This window comes from Patescibacteria group bacterium (assembly GCA_041665345.1).
Lineage (GTDB): Bacteria > Patescibacteriota > Patescibacteriia > PEXW01 > PEXW01 > JBAYJA01.
The window spans coordinates 288,550-313,483 of record JBAYJA010000001.1 but is presented as its reverse complement, the minus strand read 5'-3'; the positions used below and the strand labels follow the sequence as shown (position 1 = coordinate 313,483).

Below are 24,934 nucleotides of genomic sequence, written 5' to 3'. Positions count from 1 at the left end.
ACAGTATAACACGCATTGGAGGGCGCGGGGATAAAGGGTTTCGTTTTTGGTGAAGGTGTGGACGGAGGGTGAAGAGTACGGAATTGATACAGGGATAGCCAGTCGCATTCTACTCTTCTCTTCAGTATCCATACCTTCACCTTTTCCCCTTTGTCATTCTGAGTCTGACGAAGAATCTCCGAAGTTTGTACATTATCTGGAGATCCTTCGTCGTAGACTCCTCAGGATGACAGAAAAAAGAGCCAGGGAGCCCCCCTTGGTTCCGTAGTACCGCAAGATTGCCACGTCACTCGCAGACTCGTTCCTCGCAATGACAAAAAATCTCTGCCGCCTATACTTTGCCCCACGGTCCCAACACCACGGTGAACTCCCCCTTCACGGCATCTGCCCGGAGGTCAGCAAGAACTTTTGCTGGTAGACCACGGTAGAGATGCTCGAAAGTCTTGGTCAGCTCTCGCGCCACAAATACTTCTCGCTCCGGACAGTTGTCCACGAAAAACTGCAGCACTTTCTCAACCCGGTGCGGGGATTCAAAAAATACCGCGGGGCGGGCATCTTCTGCTATACGCTTGAGGATCCCTTGCCGGCCGTTCTTCAGGGGTAAAAAACCATATCCCGTGAATTGCTGTAACGGGAAGCCACAGACGGAGAGTGCTGTGGCCATAGCGGATGGACCAGGAATGGGCACGACTTTGACACGTGGACACTCTCGGTACACACGCTCAACGAGTCGACCACCAGGATCAGCGATGTTTGGCGTACCCCGATCTGCGACTAACGCAAGTGTCTCCCCTTTTCGCAAACGATCAAGGAGCGCATCTTCTCTTGCGCCACGTGTGTGTTCGTCATACCGCACCACAGTTTTCTCCGCGCCAATGTGCTGCAGCAACTTTGCTACTTCCCGGGTATCTTCCGCCAGAATGAGGTTGGCATGTACCAATGCTTCTTTGGCTCGTGGGCTAAAGTCACTCAGGTTGCCAATGGGCGTGGCGACAATGGTGAGCGTGCCGGCCATTAAAGTTGCAATACACTCTGCGCGCCCTTAATTGCTTCGGGGAGCAAGGGCATAAGGCTACTCCCAATGGAACTCAGAATGTTTGCAATGACTGAATTATCAAAAAGTCTAAGCAGTGGCTGACTCACCTGCAAGCGCTCAGCCAAAGCAATAAGCAAACCAAGGGTGAGTGCGCCTTCCACCAGCCCCACCAGCGCGCCGCCCAAGCGGTTTGCTGCGGCAACACCCGGAACCAACTTCGTTACATTCAAGGCTTTGCCAATGACGCCGGTGGCAATGGCCACCGCGCGGTTCACCACCACGAAAATCATGGCGAAGGCTGCCCACTGGGTGAACTGCGTATTCCCAAGACCGCTAATCCAGCTGCCAGCCGTGGGTGCAAACCGGCCGGCAATGACCGCGCCGGCAATGACCCCCACAATGCCACCCAAAGTTTGAATAATCCCATACCAGAACCCGGCCCAGGTGAAGCCGAAGAGGAGAACGAGGAGGACAATGTCGGTTGTGCTCATACCACGCGTTGGAAGAGGGGTGGGGCTTTTGCAATCTGCTTCGCACCCAGTATACCCTTCAGCTGCCCGGCGGTAACCGGGAGATATGGCGCAACCGCCCGGGTAATTTCTCGGAGCTCAGCCACCACGTTAGCAAGCAGCGTGGCCAGTGTTTTTTTATCCGCTGCTTTTTCACTCTTCGCTAAGGTCCAGGGTTGCGCGCGATCAATAGCCTGATTCGCCCAGGCGACAGCCTGCCAGATTTCCTGCAGAGCCTGGCTAAAAGCCAATTTCTCCGTAAGCTTGTCAGCTTTGGTTAGTGGCTTTGGTGCATCAACTTTTATCACCACTCCACCCAAGTAACTGGCCACCATGTTGGTGGTTCGGCTCACCAGGTTCCCAAGACCATTTGCTAAGTCTGCGTTGTACTTGGTGGTGAACTGGTCAACCGGCAAATCCCCGTCCTGACCAAAAGGAAATGGTGTGAGGAGTAAGTAGCGCGTTCCATCTACACCGTACTTCCCCACCAGATCCAAAGGATTGATGACATTGCCCAAACTCTTACTCATCTTCTGCCCGTTCACCGTAAAGTACCCGTGGGCAAAAATGTGTGCTGGTAAAGGCTCGCCCACGGCCATGAGCAGGGCTGGCCAGTAGATGCTATGAAACTTCAGAATATCCCGCGCCATGAGGTGCACCACTTCCCCGTGCCACCACTGCCGGAACTGCTTGGGGTTTTTGCCATAGCCAACTGCCGTCAGGTAATTGGGCAAGGCATCTACCCACACGTAGGTGGTCTGCGTAGAGTCGAACGGCAGCGGAATCCCCCATTGGACTTTTTCCCGGGAGATGGAAAAATCTTGCAGACCCTGCTTAAAGTACCCCAACACTTCTTGCTTCGCGTTCTTGGGCTCAATGGTAATATCGCCCTTTTTGATGGCGGCAAGCAGCTTGGACAAGTAATCTGTGAGGTGGAAAAAGTAATTTTCTTCCACGACTTTCTCTGGCACGGTTAAATGTAACGGACACTTACCGTTCACCAACTCTTTTTCAGTGATGAATTTTTCACAACCCTGGCAGTAGAGCCCTTCGTACTTGCCCTTTTCCACAGCCGGACGGCCCTTCGGTGTTTTTGCGGCATAGAGTTTCGTGAGAAATGCATGGACGCCGGCAATGTGATCAGCATCCGTGGTTCGAATAAAACGATCGTACGCAATATCTAGCGTACCAAAAACCTGCTGGAAGACTTTGGCTTGCTGGTCAACGAACGCTTGGGGTTCAACTCCCGCCTTTGCAGCGGATGCCGCAACTTTTGCGCCATGCTCGTCCGTGCCGATCAACGAAAAAACCTTGCGGCCTTTGCCGCGCCAGTACCGGGCCAGGACGTCCGCGGCAATGGTTGTGTACGCTGAGCCGACGTGCGGCGCTGCGTTGGCGTAGTAAATCGGCGTGGTAACCAGGAGTGGCACGCGGGTAGCCATACTAGAGTGTATCCTTAACGTTCAAGCTGCAGTTCTTCCTCACGCTTCTTCCCGTAAATCTCCTCGTAGATGGTCATGACAATGAGGGTGACGGGAATGGCCAGGAGCACACCCAGCAAACCGGCGAGCTTTGCCCCAATGAGCAGCACAATGATGATGACAATCGAGTGCAGGCCGGTCGTGGACTTCATGACCTTGGGGGTAATGAAGTTATTCTGCACCTGCTGCACCACGAAGAAGAGGATAATGGTGAGCACGCCCTTGGTGGGGCTAAGGGTGAAGGCGATGAATGCCGCAGGGATGGCGGCCACGGTGGAACCAATGAGCGGAATAATTTCTAGCAACCCAGCAAAGAGGGCTAAGGCGAGCGCGTACTTCACCCCGATGATGGACAAACCAACGAAATCCAGGACAGCAACAATGAGCATGAGCATGAGCTGCCCGCGCAGCCACCCACCCATTTTCACCTGCACCTTCGCCATGACCTGGTGGAAGAAGGGCTGGTACTTCAGGGGCGCCACCGAACGGAAAAACCGCTTCATGCCGCTCTCTTCGCTGAGCATGTAGTAGGTCATGATGATAATGGCCACAAAGGAGATGAGGCCACCAAAAAAACTGGCTACTGCCCCAAAGACCCCAGAACCAGCTTTCCCAATATTGAGCTGCAAGGACTGCAGGGCGTTGCTGACGTTCTGCTGCAGACCCGCATTGGCAGCCAGGTCGCGGATGGAGCTAAACTCATCTAAGAACCGCTGGTAGAGTGCAGGAAAATTGGATGACAGTTCATTCACCTGATTCACCAAGGGGGGGATGATAAGCGCGAGGATGAGGCTCACCCCACCGAAGAGCAGCACCAGTAAAATGACTACTGTCGCTGCCCGGGGAATCCGCTTCCACTGCAATTTATCCACCCACGGATCCAATGCCGTTGCCAGCACTACCGCCACCAGAAGCAGGACGAAAACGTCCTTAATAGCGTACGCAAAAGCGATGAGCAAAAAAACCAAGACCAAGCGCAGGATGGTTGACGTGCTGATATTGACGTTCACGGACTGGCGTGGGGTTGGAGTATCCATGCACCCCAGTATACCCTGCAAGGCGATGCGGGGCAACCAAATCCTTACGGCTTACCCGGCCATAAGCTTACGGAAAGATTGCGTGCTGGTGTACGGACCCACCACGGCCAGACGGAAGCCCTTCCGCTGCAGCACCCGCTTGGCCAAAGCCCGAACACGAGCCGCGGTTACTTTTTCAATGTCGGCTATGCGCTCTGTGGCGGTTTTCACTTTCTTTGCAAACAGTACCTGCTTCCCCAGCCAACCGGCAATATTCTCCGAATCTTCCAAGTCCAAAATGAATTTGCCTTTGACGTACTCCTTGGCACGGGTGAACTCTTCAGCGGTAAAATCCCCTTTCTGAAAGTCTGCCAGCACACCCAGAATTGCCGGAACGGCTTCCTCCAAGCGCGCTTTGTCCAAACCCACCTGGACGGCCAAGTGCCCAATGTCTTCGTAGGGATTCACGCTGGCCCGAATGCTGTAGCACAGACCCCGCCGCTCCCGAATTTCAATGAAGAGCCGAGAGCTCATGGTGCCACCCAGCATGACTGCTAAGAGGCTCAGTGCATCTGCATCTGGGTGCTGGTAGTGCACACCCGGCATGCTGAAACCCAGCTGGACTTGGGCGGTATCTTTGGTGCGGAGGGTAATGCGCTCCGTGCCAAAGCGTTGCTGCTTGGGTGCGGCCGTACCAGACCGACGTGCCGGTACCTGACCAAAGGTTTTCTGCACCAGCTGTTGGATATTCTTGGGGACATTGCCGGCCAGCACCAGCCACATGTTCTTCCCCACGTAGTACTGGTCTTTGAACGCCAGCATGGCCGCCCGATCCATAGCCGTGATACCTTTGGCCGTGCCAGCGATATTCCAACCTAACGGCGTGTTGCCGTACAACCCCTGCTCCAGCACGTCTTCCAGCAGAGCCATGGGGTTATCCTCATACATTTTTATTTCTTCGATAATCACACCTCGCTCGCGGTTCAGCTCCGTGGCATCAAACGTGGAATGCACCAGCATGTCGGAGAGCATATCCAGCGCCAAACCCACATGCTGACGGTTGGCCTTAATGTAGTATGCCGTGTGGTCTTTGGAGGTGAAGGCGTTGAACGCCGCGCCAATGCCGTCCAGCTCTTTGGAAATGGTCAGGGTGGTTGGCCGCCGCTTGGTGCCTTTGAAGAAGAGGTGCTCCAAGAAGTGCGCCGCGCCGCTGAGGGGCCGGGTTTCGTACCGGGAACCAACTTTCACAAAGGCCATGACCGTAACGGCTTGGGTTTCTTTCAGGGGGTGGATGAGCACGCGGAGCCCGTTGGGCAAAGTGGTTCGTTGCAGCATAGTGATTTCCAGTGTAGCATATTTTTGTAGCTTGACCGATCAAAAAAACGCTGTAGGATAGGAACAAACAAGGAGGAACATTGCTCATCACATTTGCCCTGCTCGCTACCCTGGCGAGTGCGCCCACCCCCACGGCAACCGTTGGGCTCACCGACGGGTACACCCAAGCATCCGTGGATTCACTTCGCGTCATGCTGGACGCAGCGATGGATGCACAAATGCAAAGGCTGAAGACAGCGGGTAGGTTTCGGACCTACGACACGAAAGCAAGTGGTGGGGTAACCGTCATCCAGTTTGAACAAGATTTGAAGACGCACCTCCCGGTGGGTCTAGCCATTCGCAGTACCTGGCGGGTCACCGTTGGGACGTGTACGCACAACGGTACGAAATCCGATGTGCTACCCGAAGAACAATCCGCTCCGCAACAAGAAAAGTGGTTAAAAATTTGCTTTGTGAATCCCAAGGATCCGGGTCATTTACCGAATGTGAGCGTTGCCGTGCAACTGGCAAATGGCAAGCCCGTCGGTGACCGGAAGTACGAATTCTACCCGCCCGAACTTGCTGCCCTGCTCTCCGCCAGAACTGAAGAGGAACCGGCACCAGCCGACTCTAACTCAGAGCAAACCGAAAACTAAACCCTATAGCCACGCACAGGAGGTGCACATGGCAGACAAAGTAGTTCAGCCAACGAAGCCCGCAACTGGGAAAATGCCACCGCTGGAGATGGCAAAAATCATTACTGAGCTGAATAACAAAAAGTAATCTCAGTCTCGCTCTCTGTAAACCGCCCGGCTTCTCCTGGCGGTTTTCTCTTGCACAAAAAAGCCGACCTAGGTGAGGTCGGCGAGGGGTAATCTACAAAGAGCGCATTGGCACACGAATGGTTGCTTCAAAATCTGGGTCAGCTCCTCGAAGGAGCAGGAGCCAGCACTCCATGGTGTCAGTTGGTAAAAAATCTTCAATGTTGCATTGCATTGAAGTGCCGTAGGAAGACAGAGAAACAATTTGCCGAGATTTCTTAGTGCCATCAACATGCACTTCCACGCTAGAAAAAAATCCATTGGGGCCTCCAAAATTTACTCTATTTTTTGGTTCCCAGCCCTCCGCAAAAATTTTCTTCCATGGCTGCAACTGGTAGTTCATTCTCAACTCAAAGCCATGCTCAAAGGGATTTGCCCTGTTATCCCCGCCGCCACAATCTGATCCTGGAGCCGAATGTAGAATGAATAAGGGTGCTGGTAGGTGCAATGGAACAAGCAGAATCTGAATGTCGACGACTTCAGCCCACCAATCAGGAATGGAATCTGGCACTTGGGGATGAAAATCAGTCGTGGATACTTTTGTCGCACCGGGGACGCAAATGGTGTTAAATGTGGCGCGTCCGTAGACTGCATTGTAAAGCACAACTTGTACCTGCGCTGAATCGTAGGCGGTAATGGTGCACAGCACATCTTGCTGCGCCTGGATTCCTGGTGCAGCGAACAGGCAGAGAAAAAATGGTAACCAACGGAACATTGGAACTCCTTTTCAAAGAATTGTTTCTTCTTTTTCTTTGTCCCTACCCTACGCCTCTCGTTGAGGCAAGTCAACAGTCCGGTACATTGACCAATTCCCGCCCGTACCCTAGCCTGACAGCAAACGATCTTTCCCAGGAGGAACCCATGCCTCGGCATGACAATCTGAAAATTCCCGCGATCTCATTTGCGGTTCTGGTCATTCTTGCCGTCTTTGTGGTTGGCATTTTCCTCATCGTCATTCAGGCCTACATCGTTGGCACCATTTGTCTGGGTGTGGGTGTGATTGGCGGGCTCGTCCTCTTCTTGATGGTCCATTTCCACCATGAAGAACGGAAAGCCTCACACGAGGACTTTGTGGAAGCCGCTCGGAGTATGCGGGTTACTTCGCCAACCGCACAATGGTACAAGAGCCTAGAACCCTTCACGGTTGTCCAACGTGGGGCACACACCTACCAACTGTACATCGCTCACCGGGACACAAAATTTGGCACCCGGTACGCGGTGAGCATTGAAAAGCGGCAACCCCCGCCTGATGACTGGTCTGCTTCCGAGCCTACCTCATGCCTGCCTTCCAGCGAAGGGATGGTCATTGCCTTCCAAAATGGCAAGGAGCTCATCCTTCCTTGGCCAGACGCCAAATAACCCATCGAGGATATCGATGGGTTTTCTTTTTCCCAACTTACAAACCTATTAGTGTGCCAACTTGCCGCCAACTCCAGCTCTAGCTCCGGAACAGCACACTCTCCTTGGCGTAGATGCGGCTGGAGACGAAGATGGCAACCAGCGCGTACACCAGTAATGACCCAACGGTTAGCCCAATGTGCGGCCAGTTGAATGTGCCAATGAGCACTTCCTTGATGACGAAGACCGCGTTCACCCCGGGAATGAGGAAGAAGGCGACCGTGGGCTTGAACCCTGGAATTTGCGCGAAGATAGCCACTGGCAGCACAGCGAGGAGGTAGAATGGGGTAATGTAATTCTGCGCTTCCTTGTAGTTCTTGGCGAAAATAGCTACAGAGAGTAGGAGCCCGGAGAACATAACCGCAAGAATGACCCCAATACCCAGCATGATGCCAACCGCACCCAAAGACAGCTGAATAGCCACAGTCTCTTCGCCAAAAGACGGTGGGAAAAGTTTGAACGCAGCGTACATGGATGCGAGGGACAGAACAATGGTGGTGCTGGCAGTGATGGCAACAGCCGCAAACTTCCCAGCGACAATTTGCAGACGCGTGGCCGGCGTGAGCAGCAGGGCTTCCAAGGTCTTGCGCTCCTTCTCCCCTGCGGAAACATCAATGGCAATGTACATCCCACCAATGAGTGCGAAGAGGACAATGAACATTGGCAGGAGCAAACCCAGGAAGAAGCCACTCTTCTCCTGACTGGTGGCGATATCCACGGGCACTGGAACAAGCGCATCCAGGAGCTTGGCATCCACCTGTTGCGCGGCAAGGCGTTTGGCGGCCTGCTCTCGGTTGAAAAGCTGGAGCAAACTCAGCGCTTTGGCTGCGGCAGTAGTTGAGGTAATGTTGGAACTCTTCTGGATTACCCGCACATCAGCCGGAATCCCTTTCTGCACGTCCTGTTCCAAGGTCGGCGTGAAACTCAGGTACGCGGCAATGGCACCGCTGTCCAAGTCCGCTGGGTAGTCGGTTGTGATTTTCAGTTCAACCTTCGGTTGTTGTTTGAAGAATGCAACCAAAGTTGGTACCGCAGCTTCATGCTCCAGTGCCAGCGTGACCGGCTTCTCCTCAGCCTGCTGAATTTGGTACTCCTGGAATTTGATGCTCCCCACCAGGATGGCCGGCATGAGCAGGACGGGTAGCAGCACGGCAGTGAGCAGCGTACGCCGGTCACGCAAACTGTCCAGCAGCTCTTTGCTGCAAATGGTGCGAATGGGATTCATAGTTTGAAAAGCTTTTTGCGCTTCTTGGCAACGTCACGTAAATGCGCTTCCTCCCGCTCACGCTCTGTTGTTTGCGCTGCGTTCTGGCCAACGATCGCCAAGAAAGCCTCCTCCAAATTTTGGGACTGCGTCTGCTGTAGCAACTCTTGTGGCGTGGCTAGCGTGATGAGCTTGCTCCGGTGGATGATCCCCACCCGATCACACAATGCTTGCGCGTGCGCCATGTCGTGCGTGGAAAGAATAACTAATTTCCCATCCTGCTTGGCATGCTGCATGTACCGAATCACCGTCTGGCTAGCCAGCACATCCAACCCAGCCGTTGGTTCGTCAAAAATCACAACCTTTGGATCGTGGATAATAGAGCGAGCAATGGCCACTTTCTGCTTCATGCCGGTGGAAAACGTACCCGCCCGCCGATCCGCAAAGTGTTCCATTTCTAAAGCGACGAGTAGTGTGTGTATACGATTTTCCAAAGCCGTACCACCCAAACCGTAGAGCCGGCCCATGTACCGCAAATTTTCCCGGGCGGTGAAGCGGTCGTACACTCCAATGTCCGCAGTGAGTAAACCCAAGGTCTTTCTCACTGCCTCTGGTTCTTTGCGAATATCATGGCCATCGACCACGGCCGTACCTTCGGTTGGCTGCAGAATTGTGGCAATAACCCGAATGGTGGTGGTTTTCCCCGCACCATTTGGCCCCAGTAAACCAAAAATCTCACCCGCGTGGGCGTCAAAGGTGACCGCCTCAACCGCGGTTACTTCCCCAAACTTTTTCGTTAATCCCTGCACCTGCAACATATACCTTTATGCTACGCGCGTCGGCCAGGTTATTCAAGAGCTTGACGAACCTCCGCCGCCAGGGCTAGGCTTTGGCCAAGGTTCTTTGAGAAAGGAAAAACATGTGGTACATCATTGGCGTCCTGGCCCTGTGCTTTGCGGCAACCGTGTACGCTTTTGCGCTGTATGATCAACGGTCTGAAGCACACTGTCCAAACCGAAAACCAGGACTCACCAAACACCAGCAAGCTGAATCACTCATGGCGGAATGGAGAAATGTGACAAAAGAGGAAAGGGAAATACTGGTACAGCGGTACCCTGGGTTCTTCCTAAACAAACTGCGGGTATTCTGGTGCATGCTGTTGGGACTCGGCTTCCTTTTCGCTGCTTTCATCTTGCTCATCATTGTCCTGCTGGACTTTCGGTAATCACAGGCTATCACCATTTGATGGCCTGTTTTCTTTTTTTGTTTAGAGATCTGGTTCCCGTGTAATACCGCGCTCAATAGCATCCAGGAGTTCATGCTCCCGAGCAGTGACTGTGGAAAAATCCAACTCCTTCAACTTCTCCCGAACAAACTTCGCCCGCATCCGGCGGTGGAATGGATCACCTTTTGGGGCTTGCATGATGGTATGCAGAGCTTCCAACGAGGAACGACCAGCCTGGTAGGTGCGCTCTTGGGTAAGGGCTTCGTACATATCTACAATTTCCAAAAAAGCAGTTGAAAGTGGGTAGTGCCTCAGCTCATCAGAGTAGTTATGATGCGTCCCAGCCACTGCCGCCACGGGGTCATCTGGCGCATACCCCAAGTTTTCCAAAATCTCCTTGGTCTGCGCTTCGTGCGTGTGCAGCGCATCCATGAACGAAGTCTGCTCTGGATCCAAACCATATGCTCGGCACTCCGCCAGAGCCTCTGGGTCGCCGCCAAAGTACTGTGCCAAGGTGAGCAGTTCACGCGCTCGAGAACTTAATTTCCCCTTTTGCTCCGGGGTTAAGGCATTTGCATTTTTCCAGCTGGGCAACTGCCCCAGCGCACGCAAGCGTTCGTCTAGGAATGTAGTATCTCCATCTGGATCTTCCAGCAGCACGGCCAGCCGGGTTTGCAGCGCTTGCTCCCCCACTGTGCCTTGCACCAAGCGCGTGGGTAAACCAAGCTTCCCCACATCATGGAACAGCGCTGCTTTGGCAAGCGCTTCGGATGGGAGTTTTTCCGTTGCCAAAATTTTCTGCAGCATGGGCATGTGCTGCTGCACGGTTTCTGCCACGTCCATCAGGTGGGTGAAGGTTCCCGCGTCTTTTTCCCCTACTGCAGCCAAGGTTCGTACCTCCTGCTCACTAAGTTGTGCCGCGAGTTCCGGTAGCCGTTCAAACAGCGCTTGGCGAGTTTGCTCCACGTGTTCCTCAGCGACCTGCTCCACTTGCTCAACAACACGCGCCGATGCCGCGTCCGTGGAGGTTTGGACTTCTGACTGCTGGTAATGTGATTCAAATTGTTCGGACATAGCTAAACTTATGATACGCGGTGTTACCCGCTTGAGCAACATTGACACTACGGGAGACTCGTCGTAAGGTGGTTATGAAAAAATAGAGGAGGAAAAATGTACGTACAAGTAAATACACTCGGCGTTGTGCTCTTTTGCCTGGGACTTGCTTCTGGCATACTCGCAGTGCTACTTGCAATGAAATCAGGAATGATTAGCCAATGGATTCGCAAGCAAGTTCCAAGAAATGCAGAAGAAATTCGGTACGGACCCCAGTATGTTGACCGATACGAAGAAGCCGCCGCTGAGGTGGAGTACCTGAAATCGCGTCGACGTCGTGTCTACGCAATCATTGCTTTCGTCCTTGGGCTCCTGGGTATGGCTAGCGGATTTCTCCTGTGCATCAACGGGTAGTAAAAAATAAGACCTCCACTCTGGGGGTCTTCTTTTCTTTCAAAAAGTACGATTGTTAAATTACTTGGTTTACTAAGAGCATCTAAGTAAGCTTAAAAATTATTATTAAGCAACCTGGCCCCGTATTACAACGGACACCGCAATAACCCTCCTCTGTCATTCTGAGAATTCTGCGACGAAGGATCTTAGTGGTGGTTCCAAGCAAAGAGCAAGATCCTTCGTATGACTCAGGATGACAAGAAAAAGACCTCTACAGCCCTATGGCTTTATAGCTTTACGGCGCAGCCCCCCCCCTCTACTCCCCTTTCGGCTTTTCCAATTCCAATGGTTCGATTGTTCCACCAACATCAGCAATCTTCAGGACATCTTTGTCCACCTTCTTAAATTCTTTGTACGCCGTGTTGTAGGTGTTCACCGTGGTGCCCAGGTGGCCGCCCAGCTTTTGCATGTAGACATCGTAGCTGGACAAATGCTTGGCCAGTAATTCCACATTCTGCCTAATCTCCTTGGCCGACTCTTCAATCTGCATGGCTCGTAAACCTTGGAGCACGGTTTGCAGGTACGCCAGGAAAGACGTGGGCGAGACGATAATGACGTGGTACTTTCCAGCCGCACGTTGGATAAGATTTTCCGTATCATCGGTAATGGCGCCCACCTTGTTCACCAGTAGGTCGTAGTAAATTGCTTCGTGCGGAATGAACATGAAGGCAAAGTCCATGGTGCCTTCATTGGGCCGGACGTACTTGGCGGTTTCCTGGATGCGCATTTTTAAATCGTTCACAAAGACTTTTTCCAAGCGGTCATGCTCAGACTTGTCCGTGGTAGCAGCCATGCGGTTGTAGTTCTCCAGGCTAAACTTGGAATCAATGGGCACGATCTTGTCCTTGACGAACACCACGGCGTCTACAATCTCGCCGTCTTTAAACTTGTACTGCATTTCATACGCATTTGGGGGCAGCACGTTCTTGAGGAGCGTTTCTAAGTAGTACTCTCCCAGCACCCCACGTTGCTTGGGGTTTTTGAGAATGTCTTGCAAACTCCGGAGCTGGTCAGCAAAACCTACGACCTGCCGGTTGGTTTCATCCAACTTCGTCAAACGCTCGGTGACGTCTTGAATAATCTTGGCGGACTGGCCAAATTGCTGCTGCATGGCGCGGGTGGACTCCGTCATTTTGGAATCCACGGTCCGGTTCAAATCTGCATTCTTCTCCGAGAGCTGCGAAAGTCGCTCTTCCAGCCGCACCATTTTCTCATGCATGGCCGGGTCAGACGTTTGCGTACTCCCCTTCCCCTGGCGGAGAATGAGCACCAAAATACCAACCAAAACCAGCACGCTGATGATAATGAGGGGGATTTCCATATGGCTGCAGCATACTACACTTTTGGGGTAATAAAAAACGGCAGGAAGTTGAGCTTCCGGCCGTAAAAAAGTACGTGCCAAGATGACTTAACGCAACGTCACCCATGCCTGCATGATAGTTTCGTTACAGCCAACCGCATCATAGACTGTAAAAGTCAACGGTTCAGTTGGCGCCCCTTGGATGGGCACATCATACGTATACGTGAATGTCCCGTCACCGTTCTGGATTGCATCTTCCGCATATAAACCACAGACAATCGCACTGACACCAGAGTTGTACACGGGAGATGGACCCCAGCTGGAAAGGTTATCAATCGCTTGAAAAGTGAATGATAAAACCTCAGTTCCAACTGGAAAGACGATCTCTTCCCCAGATGTAAAAGGTTTCTCAGTGATGCCATCAGATATACTCAGCAGTTTTGTCGCAGGTGAGCTGTTGTCGTAGAAAAGGGCAATGGCATCAGAGTACGTCATATTCGCATGAGCATCGATCACAAACGCACGAAAGTAGTAGAATCCTTCCCTCACATTCATACAATCATTCGTTGGAAGGTTGAAGCACCATGGTCCTTGTGTATTAAGATCTGATCCCACTACCTCCCAACGTGCGGTGTCATCCAATGCATCGCGACATTCTAAAGTCACTATGAGTGGGGCTGGCGTAGCTCGACTGTCAATCTCAACGCAAAAGTACTCTTGTTCACAGAAAAAACCTGTGGTGGGTGCCGTAAAACGGATACGAGAATCAGCCTGCAGTTGCGCAAAGCATGCAAGCCCAATGAGTAGAATAGCATACAGAAATTTCATTTTCGCTCTCCTTGCAATGAGTGTGTTATCCCCACGGAAAACACTGACCTTCCTCACCGCCCGAGCGAGTGTTGTTTCTCCTTTCTCTTTATAATTGGTCAAAAATAACGCGCCGCGCGCCTGACTTCGCGGGTTGTCAATGAACGTGAGTATATACTTTCACTTGGACTATACCGAAGCTCACCCATATTCGCAAGAGGCTTGCAATTGTCTACGTTCCATGTTACCTTCGTTACTTCGATACACAAACCAAAAACCTTTACCCCAAACCATCCAAGGAGGAAGCAATGGGGAGAAAAAAGAAAGAAAAAGTGGAGACACCTAACGAACCTTCCGGCCCGGTGCACTACAGGGCCAACGGTGGTCCAACAGGACTCACAGGGGTGAGCGAACTCGCCGAAGCCACGATACTGCGTCATACAGAGCAAATTGCCGGCCGGCGTCGTTCGCCCACTGAATCGACCGAGCGAGGCCGAAAACTCGGCAGTAAACGGGGCCGAGACCAAGTGTAAAATCATCAAAGATCATTCACAGCACCTACGCAATTTGCGTGGGTGCTTCTTTTGGCTCGGGATGTGACGGGTAAACGCGTGAAAAACGTTTCGTTACTAGCTCAAGAATGCTTTGCGTTTCGGAAAAAAATTCCTGATTCAATATGCCTTGCATAGCAACTTCTGAAAAACCAGGCCGTATACGCACGTAGAGAGAGCCACCTTTGTATTTCGAAAATTGATCAATGAGCTGGGGATCAAATACTTCGGTTAGAAGTTTTCGGTCACTTCCAGAGAGATGATACTTCTTATTGAATACCCGAGATTCTAGATCATGATCTTTTGCAATACCCATCAATCCAGGGTCCGTTTCTACTTTTAACCAATGATTTGTTTGTGGTATTTCCACAACTGCATAGCAAACACCTTTCACATTTTTTTGGTAGTCAGCGTACAACGGTAGAATGAACATCTTACTAAATTTACCGACCGCCGATGCATCTAGTATAAAAACTGGACGGTACATTGCCCTATGCTCTTGGGAGAGTGTATACATGGGAATGCGGGGCTGGCCGTAGCTATAGGGCAATCCTCGCGGAAGTGCAGCGCGAAGCCCACGCAAACCTGCGGATGTGTACAGGGGTAATTTTTGAAAAGAATAACTCTGGTGTGTGCTAAAATTTTGCACGGTCTCCAACAATTTCCCAAAGTGCAAATCTTGATAGTGTTGAATCGCATGGAGGATGACTTTCACAATCACGACAATAACAAGAACAGGAAGGACGAACATCATGAGTACAAAGAGAAATATCATATGTGTTACGGGAGATGAAAAAATACCTCTGCGTTCTTCGTGGTCTGGCGCACGACTTCCTCCACCCCAATCCCCTTCACCTCAGCAATTTTATCCGCCACGTGCTGCACGTATAGCGGCTCGTTGCGCTTTCCGCGAAATTGCTGCGGCGCCAGGTACGGCGCATCGGTTTCCACCATCATCCGATCCAGCGGCACAAAACGAACGACATCCAGGAGTTTGGTTGCATTTGGGAAGGTGATGATCCCGGTGAAAGAAATGAGACAGCCAGCATCAACGAACTTCCGAGCGGTATCTACATCTCCGGTGTAGCAATGTACGACCCCGCGGTTGTATCCTGCGTGCTGCAGTAATTCCAGGAGATCATTATACGCTTTGGTTGGCTCTTTTGGATGCGCGCGGGTATGGAGCACTAAGGGAAGGTCATGACCTTGTGCAAAAGCTGCTTGCTGAAGGAACACTTCTTTTTGCCGCGCAACAAAAACTTGTGGATCGATTCCATCTGGCACGCGGTAGTAGTCCACGCCACACTCGCCTACTGCTACCACGCCCTTCTCTTTTGCAAGGTTGCTGTAGAACGCCACATCAAAAACTTCCTGCCGGGTTTTGAAGGGAATGTCCACTTCATCCTTATCCACAAACGTCTCGAACAGGTGCAATGGGTGCAGACCAATAGCTGCAAAAAACTTTCCAGGATGTTGTTTTGCCAACTCCACTGCTCGCTGGCTGGTGGTGCTTTGGGAGCCAATATTTATGACTCGCATTCCTGCAGCCAACGTGCGTTCAATGACCTGATCTAGGTCATCTTTGTACGCATTGAAATTCAGGTGGCAGTGGGTGTCGATGAGATTTGACATATCTCCTTTCACGGTACAAGATAGGGGCAAAGAAAACAAACCAGGAGGAAAAATGTACTTATTTCATGACGCAATCTCTGCGCTTAAAAAACTTACAGGCCAAAAAATATTGGAGCTTGATCTGCACATTGAACTTCTTGAAGCTCAGCTAGAGGCCTTACGTCAGGAACGTATGAAGGAAGTCAGACTTCAGCTTATGCAGCAGGGTGTAATCGCCACAGATGTGGATCAATTAAAGGCCTCAGATGGCGACAGTTTCACGAAGAGAATACTGCGGAATAACGAAGAACCGAGGTACGCAAAAGCGGAAAACGGCGAAATCGCTTACTACTGTCAGAATCAGGGCGGAAATGAGGGCTGTGGTTGGGTGAAAGGAAAGCCCCGTGAAGAACCGTATGACAATCTTAGTCCGGGACGTGGTACGTCGGGTATACACAAGTACTGTGTCATTTGCGACGCGCTCATTCAAAAAGTCGTGCTTGTACGTTCCTAATGAAAAATTAGACCGAGCTCATCCTGGGCTCGGTTTTTCACTATTGACTTTTTTAAAGAAAAGCGTAAGGCTTTCATCAGGTAAACCAACAATCCAAAAATAGGAGTTATTTATGAATCAAATTGAGTCCCCGGAGGCAGTACGAGCCTTTGATAGGGCTATTGAACTGGCGCAAAAATATTTGCGGGATCTCGAGGAATCACGGCTACAAACTTTACGCCAACATTATTTGAAGCAAGGATTACGGGTTGGAAGTGACGACCTGGGCAGACTATGCGCAAGTAATGGCGGTTTATTTGTTCCCCGGCCACATACCTCACCGAAACCGCAAATTGCGGAGGCTCCCAACGGCGAAACAGCCTACTACTGCGACAATGGCTGCGGGTGGGTGAAAGGCGTACCGGAAGATGACCCATCCGGTGATAACCTCACGTGCATCATTTGCGCACATACTGTCGGATTTCGTAGGTAGTGAGTTGCAACAGCACTTGTTAGATAACCGAGTTCTCCTGAGCTCGGTTTTTTATGAAAACTCTTACGGTGCTATACTAGTTGCACCTATGCCAGCCAAACAAACACCCCAAAAGAAACTCCGCATTGGCTGGTTTACCTTCTCCTGCTGCGAGGACAGCACGATTGTTTTTACCGAACTCCTCAATGATCACTGGCAGGAGTGGAAAAAACTCCTGGATGTGCGGCACGCCCGGGTGCTGCAGACCAACAACGTCCTAGACCAACTGGACGTGGCTTTTGTGGAAGGCGCGCTGAATTGCCAACGCCACGTGGACATGGTGAAGGAAATCCGATCCAAGGCAACCAAGCTGGTGGCCATTGGCGCTTGTGCCTGCACAGGTCTTCCTTCGACCCAGCGCAATACCTTCACCAAAGAGCAGACGGAGGCCATTCAACCCCTGCTCGACAAGTTTGCCTTCCTGCCCAAAGGCCAGAAGCTGACCGAGGTGGTGAAGGTGGATGCTGAAGTTGGCGGCTGCCCCATGGATGAGAAGAAGTTTTTAGCTGCCCTGGATGCCATGCTCAAAGAATTTAAGATCGTCTAAGGTATGCACACCGTTGACCTGTCCATGACGAAGGAGATCACCAAGGTGGAAGGTGCTGCCACTTTGGACGTGGAAGTGAAGAACGGCAAAGTGGAGAAGTGTCGCTTTGGCATTACCGAGTACAAACGCTTCTACACCCAGGCCATGCGCGGCAAGCCCTACCGCGGCCTACCCGCCTTGCTGGCGCGCATTTGCGGCACCTGCTCCAACGCCCACCTGCTCTGCAGTATCGAGGCCTGTGAACATGCCTTGGGAATTACCCCCAGTAAGCAGAGCATAACAATGAAGCATTTGACCATGAATGGGCTGAACATTCGTGACCACGCGCTCCATCTCTACCTCTTTGCCATGCCGGACATGTTTGGCAAAGATTCCTTCCTGTCCTTTGACGAGAATGACCCGGAGCAGCACCAAATTCTCCACGACGCGTTTGATATCAAAGCCGCGGGGAATTACCTGGCGATTATCATTGCCGGCCGAAGCGTGCACGCCATTAACCCCATGATTGGCGGGTTCCTGAAAGTCCCCACATCGGAAGAAGTGGCTGAGGCGGTAAAAAAACTCAAAGGCATTCGCCCAGCCGTGCTGCGTACTATTGAACGGTTTGAAAAGTGCGACTTCACTTTTGACCGCAAAACCCATTTCATGGCTTTGGTGGCAAATCCTTTCAGTTTCCTGGACGGAGAAATTGTCAGCGATCAGTCACCGGAGCGCATTTCTGAAGCGCAGTTCCGCGAGCACCTGGAGCATGTGGTCATCCCCTACTCCCAAGCCTCTGGCTACGAGTACAAAGGCAAAGCGTACATGGTGGGCGCCTTGGCGCGCATCAACTTGGCCAAAGACAACCTGCACCAGAAAGTGAAGGACAGCATACCGCACACCTTGGCAAAATTTCCTTCCACCAACATTTTCCACAACAACCTGGCGCAGGCCATTGAGCTGCTGCACTGCGTGGATCAGTCCATTGAAATGCTGGAGACCACAAAATTCACCAAAGAGCCACTCGTCCAACCAACCAAGAAGAGCGGGACGGGCGTGGGCGTCATTGAAGCACCGCGCGGCACGCTTTACCACAAAGTGACCATTGATGAAAAAGATGTGGTGACCGACGGCGAAATTGTGGTGCCCACGGGCCAAAACCAAGTCAACATTGAGCAAGACATGGCGCGCCGCTTGGAAGAGCTTCTGCCGGAAAACCCTAATGCGGAAAAGGTGCAGCTGGAACTAGAAAAAATCATTCGGGCGTATGACCCGTGCATGAGCTGCGCCTCGCACTTCCTTAAACTGAAAGTTGTCGGAGCCGCATTTCCAGCTGACTAAAGGCTTGATCTTCGGTCAACGTATCGGGCACGCCGTAGAGCGTGATTTTTTTTAGCTTGCCAAGCTTCTGCAAAAAACGGAGCTGGGACAATGCATCAAAGTCGTGCATGGTGACGGATGGCGCCTGGGCAAACCCTTCCAAGTCCGTGTACTCGTTCACGTCGTACAGCCCTACAATAGTGTCTATGACGCGCAAATGCTCGGGCATGGGTTCCCACTCATCCAACGGGTCTTTGAGCACAAAGGTGTGCTCCGGAAATGCTGCTCGCAGCCTGGGCATGAGGTGAATGGGCGTACTGTCCTGGGGTAGATCTGGGTTGCCAAATATCCAAAACTCCATACTCAGAGCGTTTCGTTGGAGAGGTTGATTGACTGCATTGTGTAGTGCTCCAGCCACTGCACGTGCTTGGGGTTGATGATCTCACAAATCACCCCCCAGTGCATGCTCACCAGGTCACCGATGGCTAGGTCATCCAAAGTCGCATCTTCTTCCAAGCGGCGCATAATCGTCGTATCCTCTGCCGCGCCGAGAACGAGCTTCCGGTTTTGCTGCAACAAGGGTTTACGCCGAACCGTAATCTTTGGGCCTTCCATGGCCACCACACTCCCCCAGCTCACCCGGCACGAGTCCATGCTCTCCAGGGTGTGCAACTTCGCATCATGCCCGGTACGCTTGTACGCATTCAGCACGTGGAAGGAATGGTGCATGCGCGCCCCTTTCGGCAACTTGCCAACCAGTTCATCAAACTCTTTGGCACCGTACTTCCGCTTCAAGTCCAGGTTGTCCCGCAGGTGCCGGAAAAACTGCTGCGCCGGAATGGCTTCCAGCAGTTCGTTACCCAACCAGTAGGCTTGAACTACGCGGTCATCAAAGACATCCACAATGTGGTTGGCGTGCGCAATTTCTTTCAGGTACGGGTACAGGGTAGCGAAGCCTTGGAGAATATGCGCCAAGCCTGGATCCGTTGCCCCAGCTTGGATGTACGCCAAAACCTCGGCATTGGCATCTGGCCCGCAGAGGTGCAACTTATTTGGACCAAAGGCGTAGCGCGTGCACCGCGCCACCCCGTCATGCAGGGCGGTCTGTGGCTTCGTGAGTATCATGCTGTGCTGTTTTGCGAGCTGACCATACCAGGAGCACGGCGCCAAACGTGACCAAACCCCCATTCACCCAGCTCTGCCAGGAAATGGGCGCGTGCTGGAATGTGCCGCTGAGCAGGGCGGTGATGAAGGTTGCTGGGACGAGCAAGCTGGCGACCAGAATGGCTGGCGCGCGCTTGAGGGCGCTGTACCAGGTCAGGACGTAGCCGAAGAGTAGAAGGCTTGGCAGCGCGACCCAACCCCACTGGCTAAACGAAAGATTGCCAACTGCGCCAAGCTTCCCCTGCGCTGCCACAACTCCTAGTAAAATGACGGAGCCAAGGACCATGCGGCTAGCGACAACCGTAAGCGTAGACAGATTTGCAAGTGTTCGCTTTGCCACCACATTTTCCACAGCCCAGAACAGGGTGGCGCCGAGAATCATGAGCTCACTTTTCCCCAGGTGAAAATTTTGAAACCCACCCAGGGCAAATGTCCCGCCCAGCAGCGCGGCCAAGGCCACGCCTTGCAGCCAGGTAACTTTCTCCTTCAGCTTCCACACAGCAAGGATTGCCACCCAGAGGAACAGCGTCTTGTGAATCAAACTTCCAGTTACGGCTGAAGTTTGCTGCAAGCCGTTAAAAAACAGGAGAAATGGCACGCTGCCACCAACCACGGCGATGGTGAGCAAACGAACCCAGTCCTTTCGCTGCAACGTTCGTAGCTCTTTCCACTGAACAAAGAGCACAACGAGACCAATGATCAACACGCCAACCGTGGCATTCTTCAGGAAAGTGAAGAGCGTGGCGTCCTTGATGACCGTAACGCTGAGCTTGGCCACGAAGTTGGACACCCCGGAAATGAGTGCCGTGCCCAGGGCGAGGAGAATACCGGTACGGAGGATTTTGGTCATGATTTTATCTTCATTACGATATAATTGACGTCTACTTACTTATAGTATAGGATTTATCGAAATAGTAAAAATAGTCGATCTCTAAGAGTTTTAGCAAACCTTTCAAGAATGTGAGGCAAAAATGTCAGTAAATTTAACCTGCCCTTTACAACATGAGGTTCAACCAGAGAACAGAATTCTCGTTCTTGCTGATCGAGGCCAAGATAGCGAGGGGAAATTCGCTCATCAACCCGGAGTTTCCGCGGCCAGATACGAAATTGCTGTGCATGTTTGTCTGACCTGTGGAATAATCTTCACCGATCCAACGATACTCCAAAGGTCATAATAAAATTGCAACTCAGCCGAGACTCACTCGGCTTTTTGTTTATCAAAATACGCCCTACCAGCGCGGGCGTCTCTGCCCGCGCGTTCAATTTCAAGAGACGCAGGCACAGAGGCCTGCGCTTGGTTGGGGTAAACAATTAAATGTAAATGATCAGGCATAATTGCATATGCCAGCAATGAAAATTTATGTAGCACGCACGCTCGACGAATAATAACCGAGAGTTCACGAGCCCATTTTTCTTCCCGAAAAAACTTTGCCCGGTTTCGAACAATAGTAGTTAGTAGGTATGGGAACTCTTCCTGATGAATATGCTGCTGACGACTCACGCAAATCGCTTTTTCAAGTCTGCTTCTAGCTCCCCAATCCCCACCCGCTCCTGCGCCATGGTGTCCCGGTCGCGGACGGTGACTTTCTGGTCTTTCTCAAGCGTGTCAAAATCCACGGTCACGCAGTATGGCGTGCCAATTTCATCCTGTCGCCGGTAGCGGCGGCCAATGGACTGACTGTCGTCGTACATCACGGTCCAGTGCTTGCGGAGTTCTGCGGCAATTTCCTGCGCCTTCCCAGCCAGTGGCTCTTTCTTAGACAAAGGCAAAATGGCGACTTTGATGGGTGCTAAATTTTTGTGCAAACGCAAGACGACTTCTTTTTCCTTGTTTGCCTCAGTTGTGGTTGACCGGCCACCTTCAACCTCTTCGTACGCATCCAACAAAAATGCGAGCGCTGCCCGGTCTACACCCGCTGATGGTTCAATGCAGTACGGCACAATTGCCTCTGGGGTTTTGTCATCGCGGTAGGACTGGCCGTGTGCTTTCAAATCAAAGTCCGTGCGGTTCGCAATACCCATGAGTTCTGACCAACCCTTTTCGAAAGGGAAATTGTACTCAATATCCGTTGTGGCCTTGGAGTAGTGTGCCAACTCGGCCTTTGACTGTTCATGGAAACGCAGGTGGTCTGCTTTGATGCCCAAATCCAGGAACCACTGCAAACTTTCCTCACACCAATATTTAAACCACCGGTCATCCTCACCTGGGTGGCAGAAAAATTCCAATTCCATTTGCTCAAACTCTCGGGAACGAAAAATGAAATTCCCCGGCGTAATTTCGTTCCGAAAAGCTTTGCCAATTTGCCCAATGCCAAACGGCAGCTTTAGGCGCATGGTTTGCCGCACGGTATCAAAGTTCACAAAAATATTCTGGGCAGTTTCTGGCCGCATGAACACCGTGGCAGCAGTATCTTCCACCGGCCCCACATGCGTGGTGAACATGGTGTTAAAATCCCGCTCCCCGGTAAGCTGCCCACCGCAGTCTGGGCACTTGGTATGATCCATCAGATCATCCCCTTTGAAGCGATGGTGGCACGCCTTGCACTCCACCAACTTGTCCGCAAATCCCTGCACGTGGCCGCTCTTCTGCCATACCGTGGGGTTGGTCACGATGGCGGCATCCTGGCCCACCACATCTGCCCGGCCTTGAACAAAGTGTTTCCACCACTCCTTCTTGATATTGTTCTTAAATTCCACACCCAACGGACCCCAATCCCAGAAGCCCTGCAGGCCGCCGTAGATTTCCGCCGTGGGGAACACAAAACCCCGCCGCTTGGCAAAGGACATGAGCACTTCCATTTTCGTGGGTTCGGACATAGGTATACTCAGTGTACTAACAAGTCCACAGTTGAGCAAATAAAAAGCCAGGAGATGCAGTCTCCTGGCGTATGGCGCACTAGTCCGAGGTTTCGTCAACGACGAGAATGAACACAGTTGGTTTCCGCTTGAACCCAAGCCAGTTGAAGAAGGCACTCAATCCAGAAGCGTCCATATGAATGTACGCAATGAACTGAAAACCGTCTTGGTCGTGCAGTAAACCACAGAAGCTCTCGATTGGTGCACCTTGTTTGGAATCAGGTTGCACACGGTCAAACGCTCGGGTTTCCACAAAATCTGGATTTCGGTAACCATTGTCGGTGATGGCTTGCAAGGCCTCACCTGTCGTAAAGCCGCTATCAGACCTCATAAACCGGAATCTTTTGGTGACCACGCCAAGACCTGTCTTCGCAGGAAACAACCGAACGGTATCCAAACGTGGGTTCACATTAAAAAAGTCATTGAGATCCGTATTCCGCGTATCACCATAATCTACCGGCACTTCAACGACCTCACTAAACGACCAATTTGCCAAAGGACACACTCCTCTCTGTTTGTGGTGTATTTTTTGCTCTCCCCTACCATGCCATGCTTGCTGTTTTGCGTCAACAGGCAACCGGACTTACATTCCTAGAATGATAAACAAGAAAAAAGCGCCTCGTGATGAAGCGCTTTGATGAACAATTTTTGGGACGACCTGGATTTGAACCAGAACCAAGGCCGTATCGTTGATTGGAAAGGCAGATTGCACTTACCCGTCTACCTCACCATACTTCCATGGCGTTACCGCTACATTCGTCCCAATTTTTTTCGGGAATACAGGACTTGAACCTGTGACCTCTCCGTGCTCGTAAAGCTCTCAATCGATGCGAGCAAAGAGCGTTCTACCGACTGAACTAATTCCCGTTTTTTTATCAATAGGTAGCAGGGATCGGGACTGATGTCATTCACAGAAAAAGTCTGCCCGCCATCCCCACTAACCATAATGTGCTGTGAGTCACACCTTAGCAGACGAGCTGAAAAGCTGTCAACTCGTGGCTAGATGAGGCGAATGGTTTGCCGGAAACGGTCATGGGCATCCTCGTACGCTGATGTCTCAAGGCGACCAATTGTATCTCGCAACCCAGCAATAACCAGGGGCTTATCAAATGCCCGCATGTGCTTCGTTTGCAGATGTTCAATTTCGGTGATGCTCGAGCTAATGCCACTTCGAACATTTGGCCAAGGAAACGGCACAATGGGAAAACGCACTTTCCGGCTCACCATCAGCATTGCTGCTTCCAGTTGCACCCGAATTTTTCGCAGACCCAAACTTGCGTAGGCTGTTTCCAGCAAGGGTTTGGCCAGCGAGGGCCGATTTGATGCCAAGAAGCTTTCCGCTTCCGCATACTCCTGTGCCACGTACGTGAAGGTCTCACGAAATGGATTCAAGTCATACGCTTGCACCAAACTTGCATTGTTCACAAGTCTGCGGCGCAAAGCGGACTGACGATCCCGAACAAGATTGTCCCATTCGGAAAGGACACGCTGCAAAAAGCTGTACTGCGCGTCAACTTCAAATTCCATAACACAGAGCATGGATTGATCCAACCGTCGCCACTGTGCGAAAATTGCGTTGATGGAAATTGCATCGCTTTCCCGAATGAGTACTGCATTGATGGCCGTCACGATTCTGGCGGCAAAAGCACCCGGGTTGAACCGATCTAAACTATCTTTACCGATAGCCACGGCAATCGCCTGTTTAATTGCGCGTTTCTTTTGGGTTTCATTGGCATTGGGACCCAAAAACGCAACAACCGCAATCACCTCACGCTTGATTTCCTGGCGTAGCAAATCAATACGGCGTGAATCCAGATTTCCCAACAGTAAACCGTGCAACTCATGCAGGTGCTGCAACGATTGCACTAAGCGTGGAATTTCTCCATGCTTATCCTGCTGGTACCTTTCCGTGCCATGCGTGAACAGCCGATACTGCCAGTACACGTCTGGGACAGGGATGTGCGCTACATTACTTGGGATAAACTTCTTGCTCCTCTTCTGCGCTGCAGTCACATCCCACTTTGGGTGCGTCATCCAGCCCTGGTACTTTCCAGACTCAGTAATGACATGCAGCGAGCTGTCGAACAGTCGCCGTGCCAGCATTGGCACGCGTTTCCCATCTTCAATAATGACGGGAATACGGCGCTCCTGCTTTCCACCAAACTTTTCCATCTATTCCTCACTTTCTTTCAATTTTCAACGTGGGTATGTTTCCGAATACCCTAACGAGAACGACCAACTTTGTCAATGAGGAAAAGCCGCCT

General features: G+C 51.7%; 28 protein-coding genes and 1 tRNA gene. 8 read left to right on the top strand and 21 right to left on the bottom strand.

What is annotated here, in order from left to right; genetic code table 11:
- Positions 1-331: 331 nt before the first annotated feature.
- From rsmI to WCV85_01585, 5 genes are read right to left on the bottom strand one after another with little or no spacing between them, the layout of a single operon-like run.
- Positions 332-1,015: a 16S rRNA (cytidine(1402)-2'-O)-methyltransferase gene (gene rsmI / locus WCV85_01605; GenBank protein MFA6473547.1), complete on the bottom strand. Its 684-nt coding sequence runs from the start codon at positions 1,013-1,015 to the stop codon at positions 332-334.
- A complete protein-coding gene (locus tag WCV85_01600; GenBank protein ID MFA6473546.1) occupies positions 1,015-1,527 on the bottom strand; it encodes a CvpA family protein in 513 nt (170 codons plus the stop codon). Before WCV85_01600 ends, rsmI begins: the two co-directional genes overlap by 1 nt.
- Positions 1,524-2,987, bottom strand: a complete 1,464-nt coding sequence (locus WCV85_01595; GenBank protein ID MFA6473545.1) for a class I tRNA ligase family protein — start codon at positions 2,985-2,987, stop codon at positions 1,524-1,526. Before WCV85_01595 ends, WCV85_01600 begins: the two co-directional genes overlap by 4 nt.
- Before the next feature lie 14 nt (positions 2,988-3,001).
- The gene (locus WCV85_01590; GenBank protein MFA6473544.1) at positions 3,002-4,063 is read right to left on the bottom strand and encodes an AI-2E family transporter; all 1,062 of its coding nucleotides are present in this window, start codon (positions 4,061-4,063) and stop codon (positions 3,002-3,004) included.
- A 51-nt stretch (positions 4,064-4,114) separates the two neighbouring features.
- Entirely contained in the window at positions 4,115-5,377 is a 1,263-nt protein-coding gene (locus WCV85_01585) for a pitrilysin family protein (protein ID MFA6473543.1), read from the bottom strand.
- A gap of 80 nt (positions 5,378-5,457) precedes the next feature.
- On the opposite strand from WCV85_01585, the gene WCV85_01580 reads away from it, so the two are divergent.
- Positions 5,458-6,012: a hypothetical protein gene (locus WCV85_01580; protein ID MFA6473542.1), complete on the top strand. Its 555-nt coding sequence runs from the start codon at positions 5,458-5,460 to the stop codon at positions 6,010-6,012.
- Between the two features lie 220 nt (positions 6,013-6,232).
- Here the strand turns inward: WCV85_01580 and WCV85_01575 are convergent, their stop codons facing one another.
- Positions 6,233-6,892, bottom strand: coding sequence for a hypothetical protein (locus WCV85_01575; GenBank protein ID MFA6473541.1), 660 nt, complete (start codon positions 6,890-6,892; stop codon positions 6,233-6,235).
- Between the two features lie 146 nt (positions 6,893-7,038).
- Here WCV85_01575 and WCV85_01570 point away from each other — a divergent pair, with 146 nt between their 5' ends.
- Positions 7,039-7,536: a hypothetical protein gene (locus tag WCV85_01570; protein ID MFA6473540.1), complete on the top strand. Its 498-nt coding sequence runs from the start codon at positions 7,039-7,041 to the stop codon at positions 7,534-7,536.
- 79 nt (positions 7,537-7,615) lie between these two features.
- Here WCV85_01570 and WCV85_01565 read toward each other — a convergent pair whose 3' ends face one another.
- Positions 7,616-8,800, bottom strand: a complete 1,185-nt coding sequence (locus WCV85_01565; protein MFA6473539.1) for an ABC transporter permease — start codon at positions 8,798-8,800, stop codon at positions 7,616-7,618.
- Positions 8,797-9,597: an ATP-binding cassette domain-containing protein gene (locus WCV85_01560; protein MFA6473538.1), complete on the bottom strand. Its 801-nt coding sequence runs from the start codon at positions 9,595-9,597 to the stop codon at positions 8,797-8,799. The genes WCV85_01565 and WCV85_01560 overlap by 4 nt, the downstream gene beginning before the upstream one ends.
- 101 nt (positions 9,598-9,698) lie before the next feature.
- On the opposite strand from WCV85_01560, the gene WCV85_01555 reads away from it, so the two are divergent.
- Positions 9,699-10,004, top strand: a complete 306-nt coding sequence (locus WCV85_01555) for a hypothetical protein (protein ID MFA6473537.1) — start codon at positions 9,699-9,701, stop codon at positions 10,002-10,004.
- 42 nt (positions 10,005-10,046) lie between these two features.
- Here the strand turns inward: WCV85_01555 and WCV85_01550 are convergent, their stop codons facing one another.
- Positions 10,047-11,078 (bottom strand): hypothetical protein, encoded by a 1,032-nt coding sequence (locus tag WCV85_01550; protein ID MFA6473536.1) that lies wholly within the window; start codon positions 11,076-11,078, stop codon positions 10,047-10,049.
- Positions 11,079-11,174: 96 nt separating this feature from the next.
- Between WCV85_01550 and WCV85_01545 the strand changes: the two genes are divergently transcribed.
- Positions 11,175-11,471 (top strand): hypothetical protein, encoded by a 297-nt coding sequence (locus WCV85_01545; GenBank protein ID MFA6473535.1) that lies wholly within the window; start codon positions 11,175-11,177, stop codon positions 11,469-11,471.
- Positions 11,472-11,766: 295 nt separating this feature from the next.
- Here WCV85_01545 and WCV85_01540 read toward each other — a convergent pair whose 3' ends face one another.
- The 4 genes from WCV85_01540 to WCV85_01525 all read right to left on the bottom strand — a co-directional run bounded on the left by WCV85_01540 (position 11,767) and on the right by WCV85_01525 (position 15,800).
- Positions 11,767-12,831 (bottom strand): DNA recombination protein RmuC, encoded by a 1,065-nt coding sequence (locus WCV85_01540; GenBank protein ID MFA6473534.1) that lies wholly within the window; start codon positions 12,829-12,831, stop codon positions 11,767-11,769.
- An 87-nt stretch (positions 12,832-12,918) separates the two neighbouring features.
- Entirely contained in the window at positions 12,919-13,638 is a 720-nt protein-coding gene (locus WCV85_01535) for a hypothetical protein (GenBank protein MFA6473533.1), read from the bottom strand.
- Between the two features lie 537 nt (positions 13,639-14,175).
- Positions 14,176-14,943 (bottom strand): hypothetical protein, encoded by a 768-nt coding sequence (locus WCV85_01530; GenBank protein MFA6473532.1) that lies wholly within the window; start codon positions 14,941-14,943, stop codon positions 14,176-14,178.
- 5 nt (positions 14,944-14,948) lie between these two features.
- Positions 14,949-15,800: a TatD family hydrolase gene (locus WCV85_01525; GenBank protein ID MFA6473531.1), complete on the bottom strand. Its 852-nt coding sequence runs from the start codon at positions 15,798-15,800 to the stop codon at positions 14,949-14,951.
- A gap of 52 nt (positions 15,801-15,852) precedes the next feature.
- Here WCV85_01525 and WCV85_01520 point away from each other — a divergent pair, with 52 nt between their 5' ends.
- The 4 genes from WCV85_01520 (at position 15,853) to WCV85_01505 (ending at position 18,671) form a co-directional block, all read left to right on the top strand.
- Positions 15,853-16,293 carry a hypothetical protein gene (locus WCV85_01520; GenBank protein MFA6473530.1) on the top strand — a complete coding sequence of 147 codons (441 nt, stop codon included), beginning with the start codon at positions 15,853-15,855 and terminating at the stop codon, positions 16,291-16,293.
- A 112-nt stretch (positions 16,294-16,405) separates the two neighbouring features.
- The gene (locus tag WCV85_01515; protein ID MFA6473529.1) at positions 16,406-16,765 is read left to right on the top strand and encodes a hypothetical protein; all 360 of its coding nucleotides are present in this window, start codon (positions 16,406-16,408) and stop codon (positions 16,763-16,765) included.
- An 88-nt stretch (positions 16,766-16,853) separates the two neighbouring features.
- The gene (locus WCV85_01510; GenBank protein ID MFA6473528.1) at positions 16,854-17,351 is read left to right on the top strand and encodes a hypothetical protein; all 498 of its coding nucleotides are present in this window, start codon (positions 16,854-16,856) and stop codon (positions 17,349-17,351) included.
- A gap of 3 nt (positions 17,352-17,354) precedes the next feature.
- Positions 17,355-18,671, top strand: a complete 1,317-nt coding sequence (locus tag WCV85_01505) for a nickel-dependent hydrogenase large subunit (GenBank protein ID MFA6473527.1) — start codon at positions 17,355-17,357, stop codon at positions 18,669-18,671.
- Here the strand turns inward: WCV85_01505 and WCV85_01500 are convergent.
- From WCV85_01500 to WCV85_01465, 8 genes are all read right to left on the bottom strand, one after another.
- Complete coding sequence (locus WCV85_01500; protein ID MFA6473526.1) at positions 18,631-19,011, bottom strand: hypothetical protein; 381 nt, start codon at positions 19,009-19,011, stop codon at positions 18,631-18,633. The two genes, WCV85_01505 and WCV85_01500, sit on opposite strands and share 41 nt — an antisense overlap.
- A gap of 2 nt (positions 19,012-19,013) precedes the next feature.
- Complete coding sequence (locus tag WCV85_01495) at positions 19,014-19,775, bottom strand: DUF6390 family protein (GenBank protein ID MFA6473525.1); 762 nt, start codon at positions 19,773-19,775, stop codon at positions 19,014-19,016.
- Positions 19,741-20,664 carry a DMT family transporter gene (locus tag WCV85_01490; GenBank protein ID MFA6473524.1) on the bottom strand — a complete coding sequence of 308 codons (924 nt, stop codon included), beginning with the start codon at positions 20,662-20,664 and terminating at the stop codon, positions 19,741-19,743. The genes WCV85_01495 and WCV85_01490 overlap by 35 nt, the downstream gene beginning before the upstream one ends.
- A gap of 348 nt (positions 20,665-21,012) precedes the next feature.
- A complete protein-coding gene (locus WCV85_01485; GenBank protein ID MFA6473523.1) occupies positions 21,013-21,315 on the bottom strand; it encodes a transposase in 303 nt (100 codons plus the stop codon).
- A complete protein-coding gene (locus tag WCV85_01480; protein MFA6473522.1) occupies positions 21,312-22,631 on the bottom strand; it encodes a glycine--tRNA ligase in 1,320 nt (439 codons plus the stop codon). The genes WCV85_01485 and WCV85_01480 overlap by 4 nt, the downstream gene beginning before the upstream one ends.
- Positions 22,632-22,710: 79 nt before the next feature.
- Positions 22,711-23,166, bottom strand: coding sequence for a hypothetical protein (locus WCV85_01475; GenBank protein ID MFA6473521.1), 456 nt, complete (start codon positions 23,164-23,166; stop codon positions 22,711-22,713).
- Positions 23,167-23,441: 275 nt separating this feature from the next.
- Positions 23,442-23,537: transfer RNA gene (locus WCV85_01470), tRNA-Val, on the bottom strand.
- Between the two features lie 132 nt (positions 23,538-23,669).
- Positions 23,670-24,842, bottom strand: coding sequence for a hypothetical protein (locus WCV85_01465; GenBank protein ID MFA6473520.1), 1,173 nt, complete (start codon positions 24,840-24,842; stop codon positions 23,670-23,672).
- Positions 24,843-24,934: the final 92 nt, after the last annotated feature.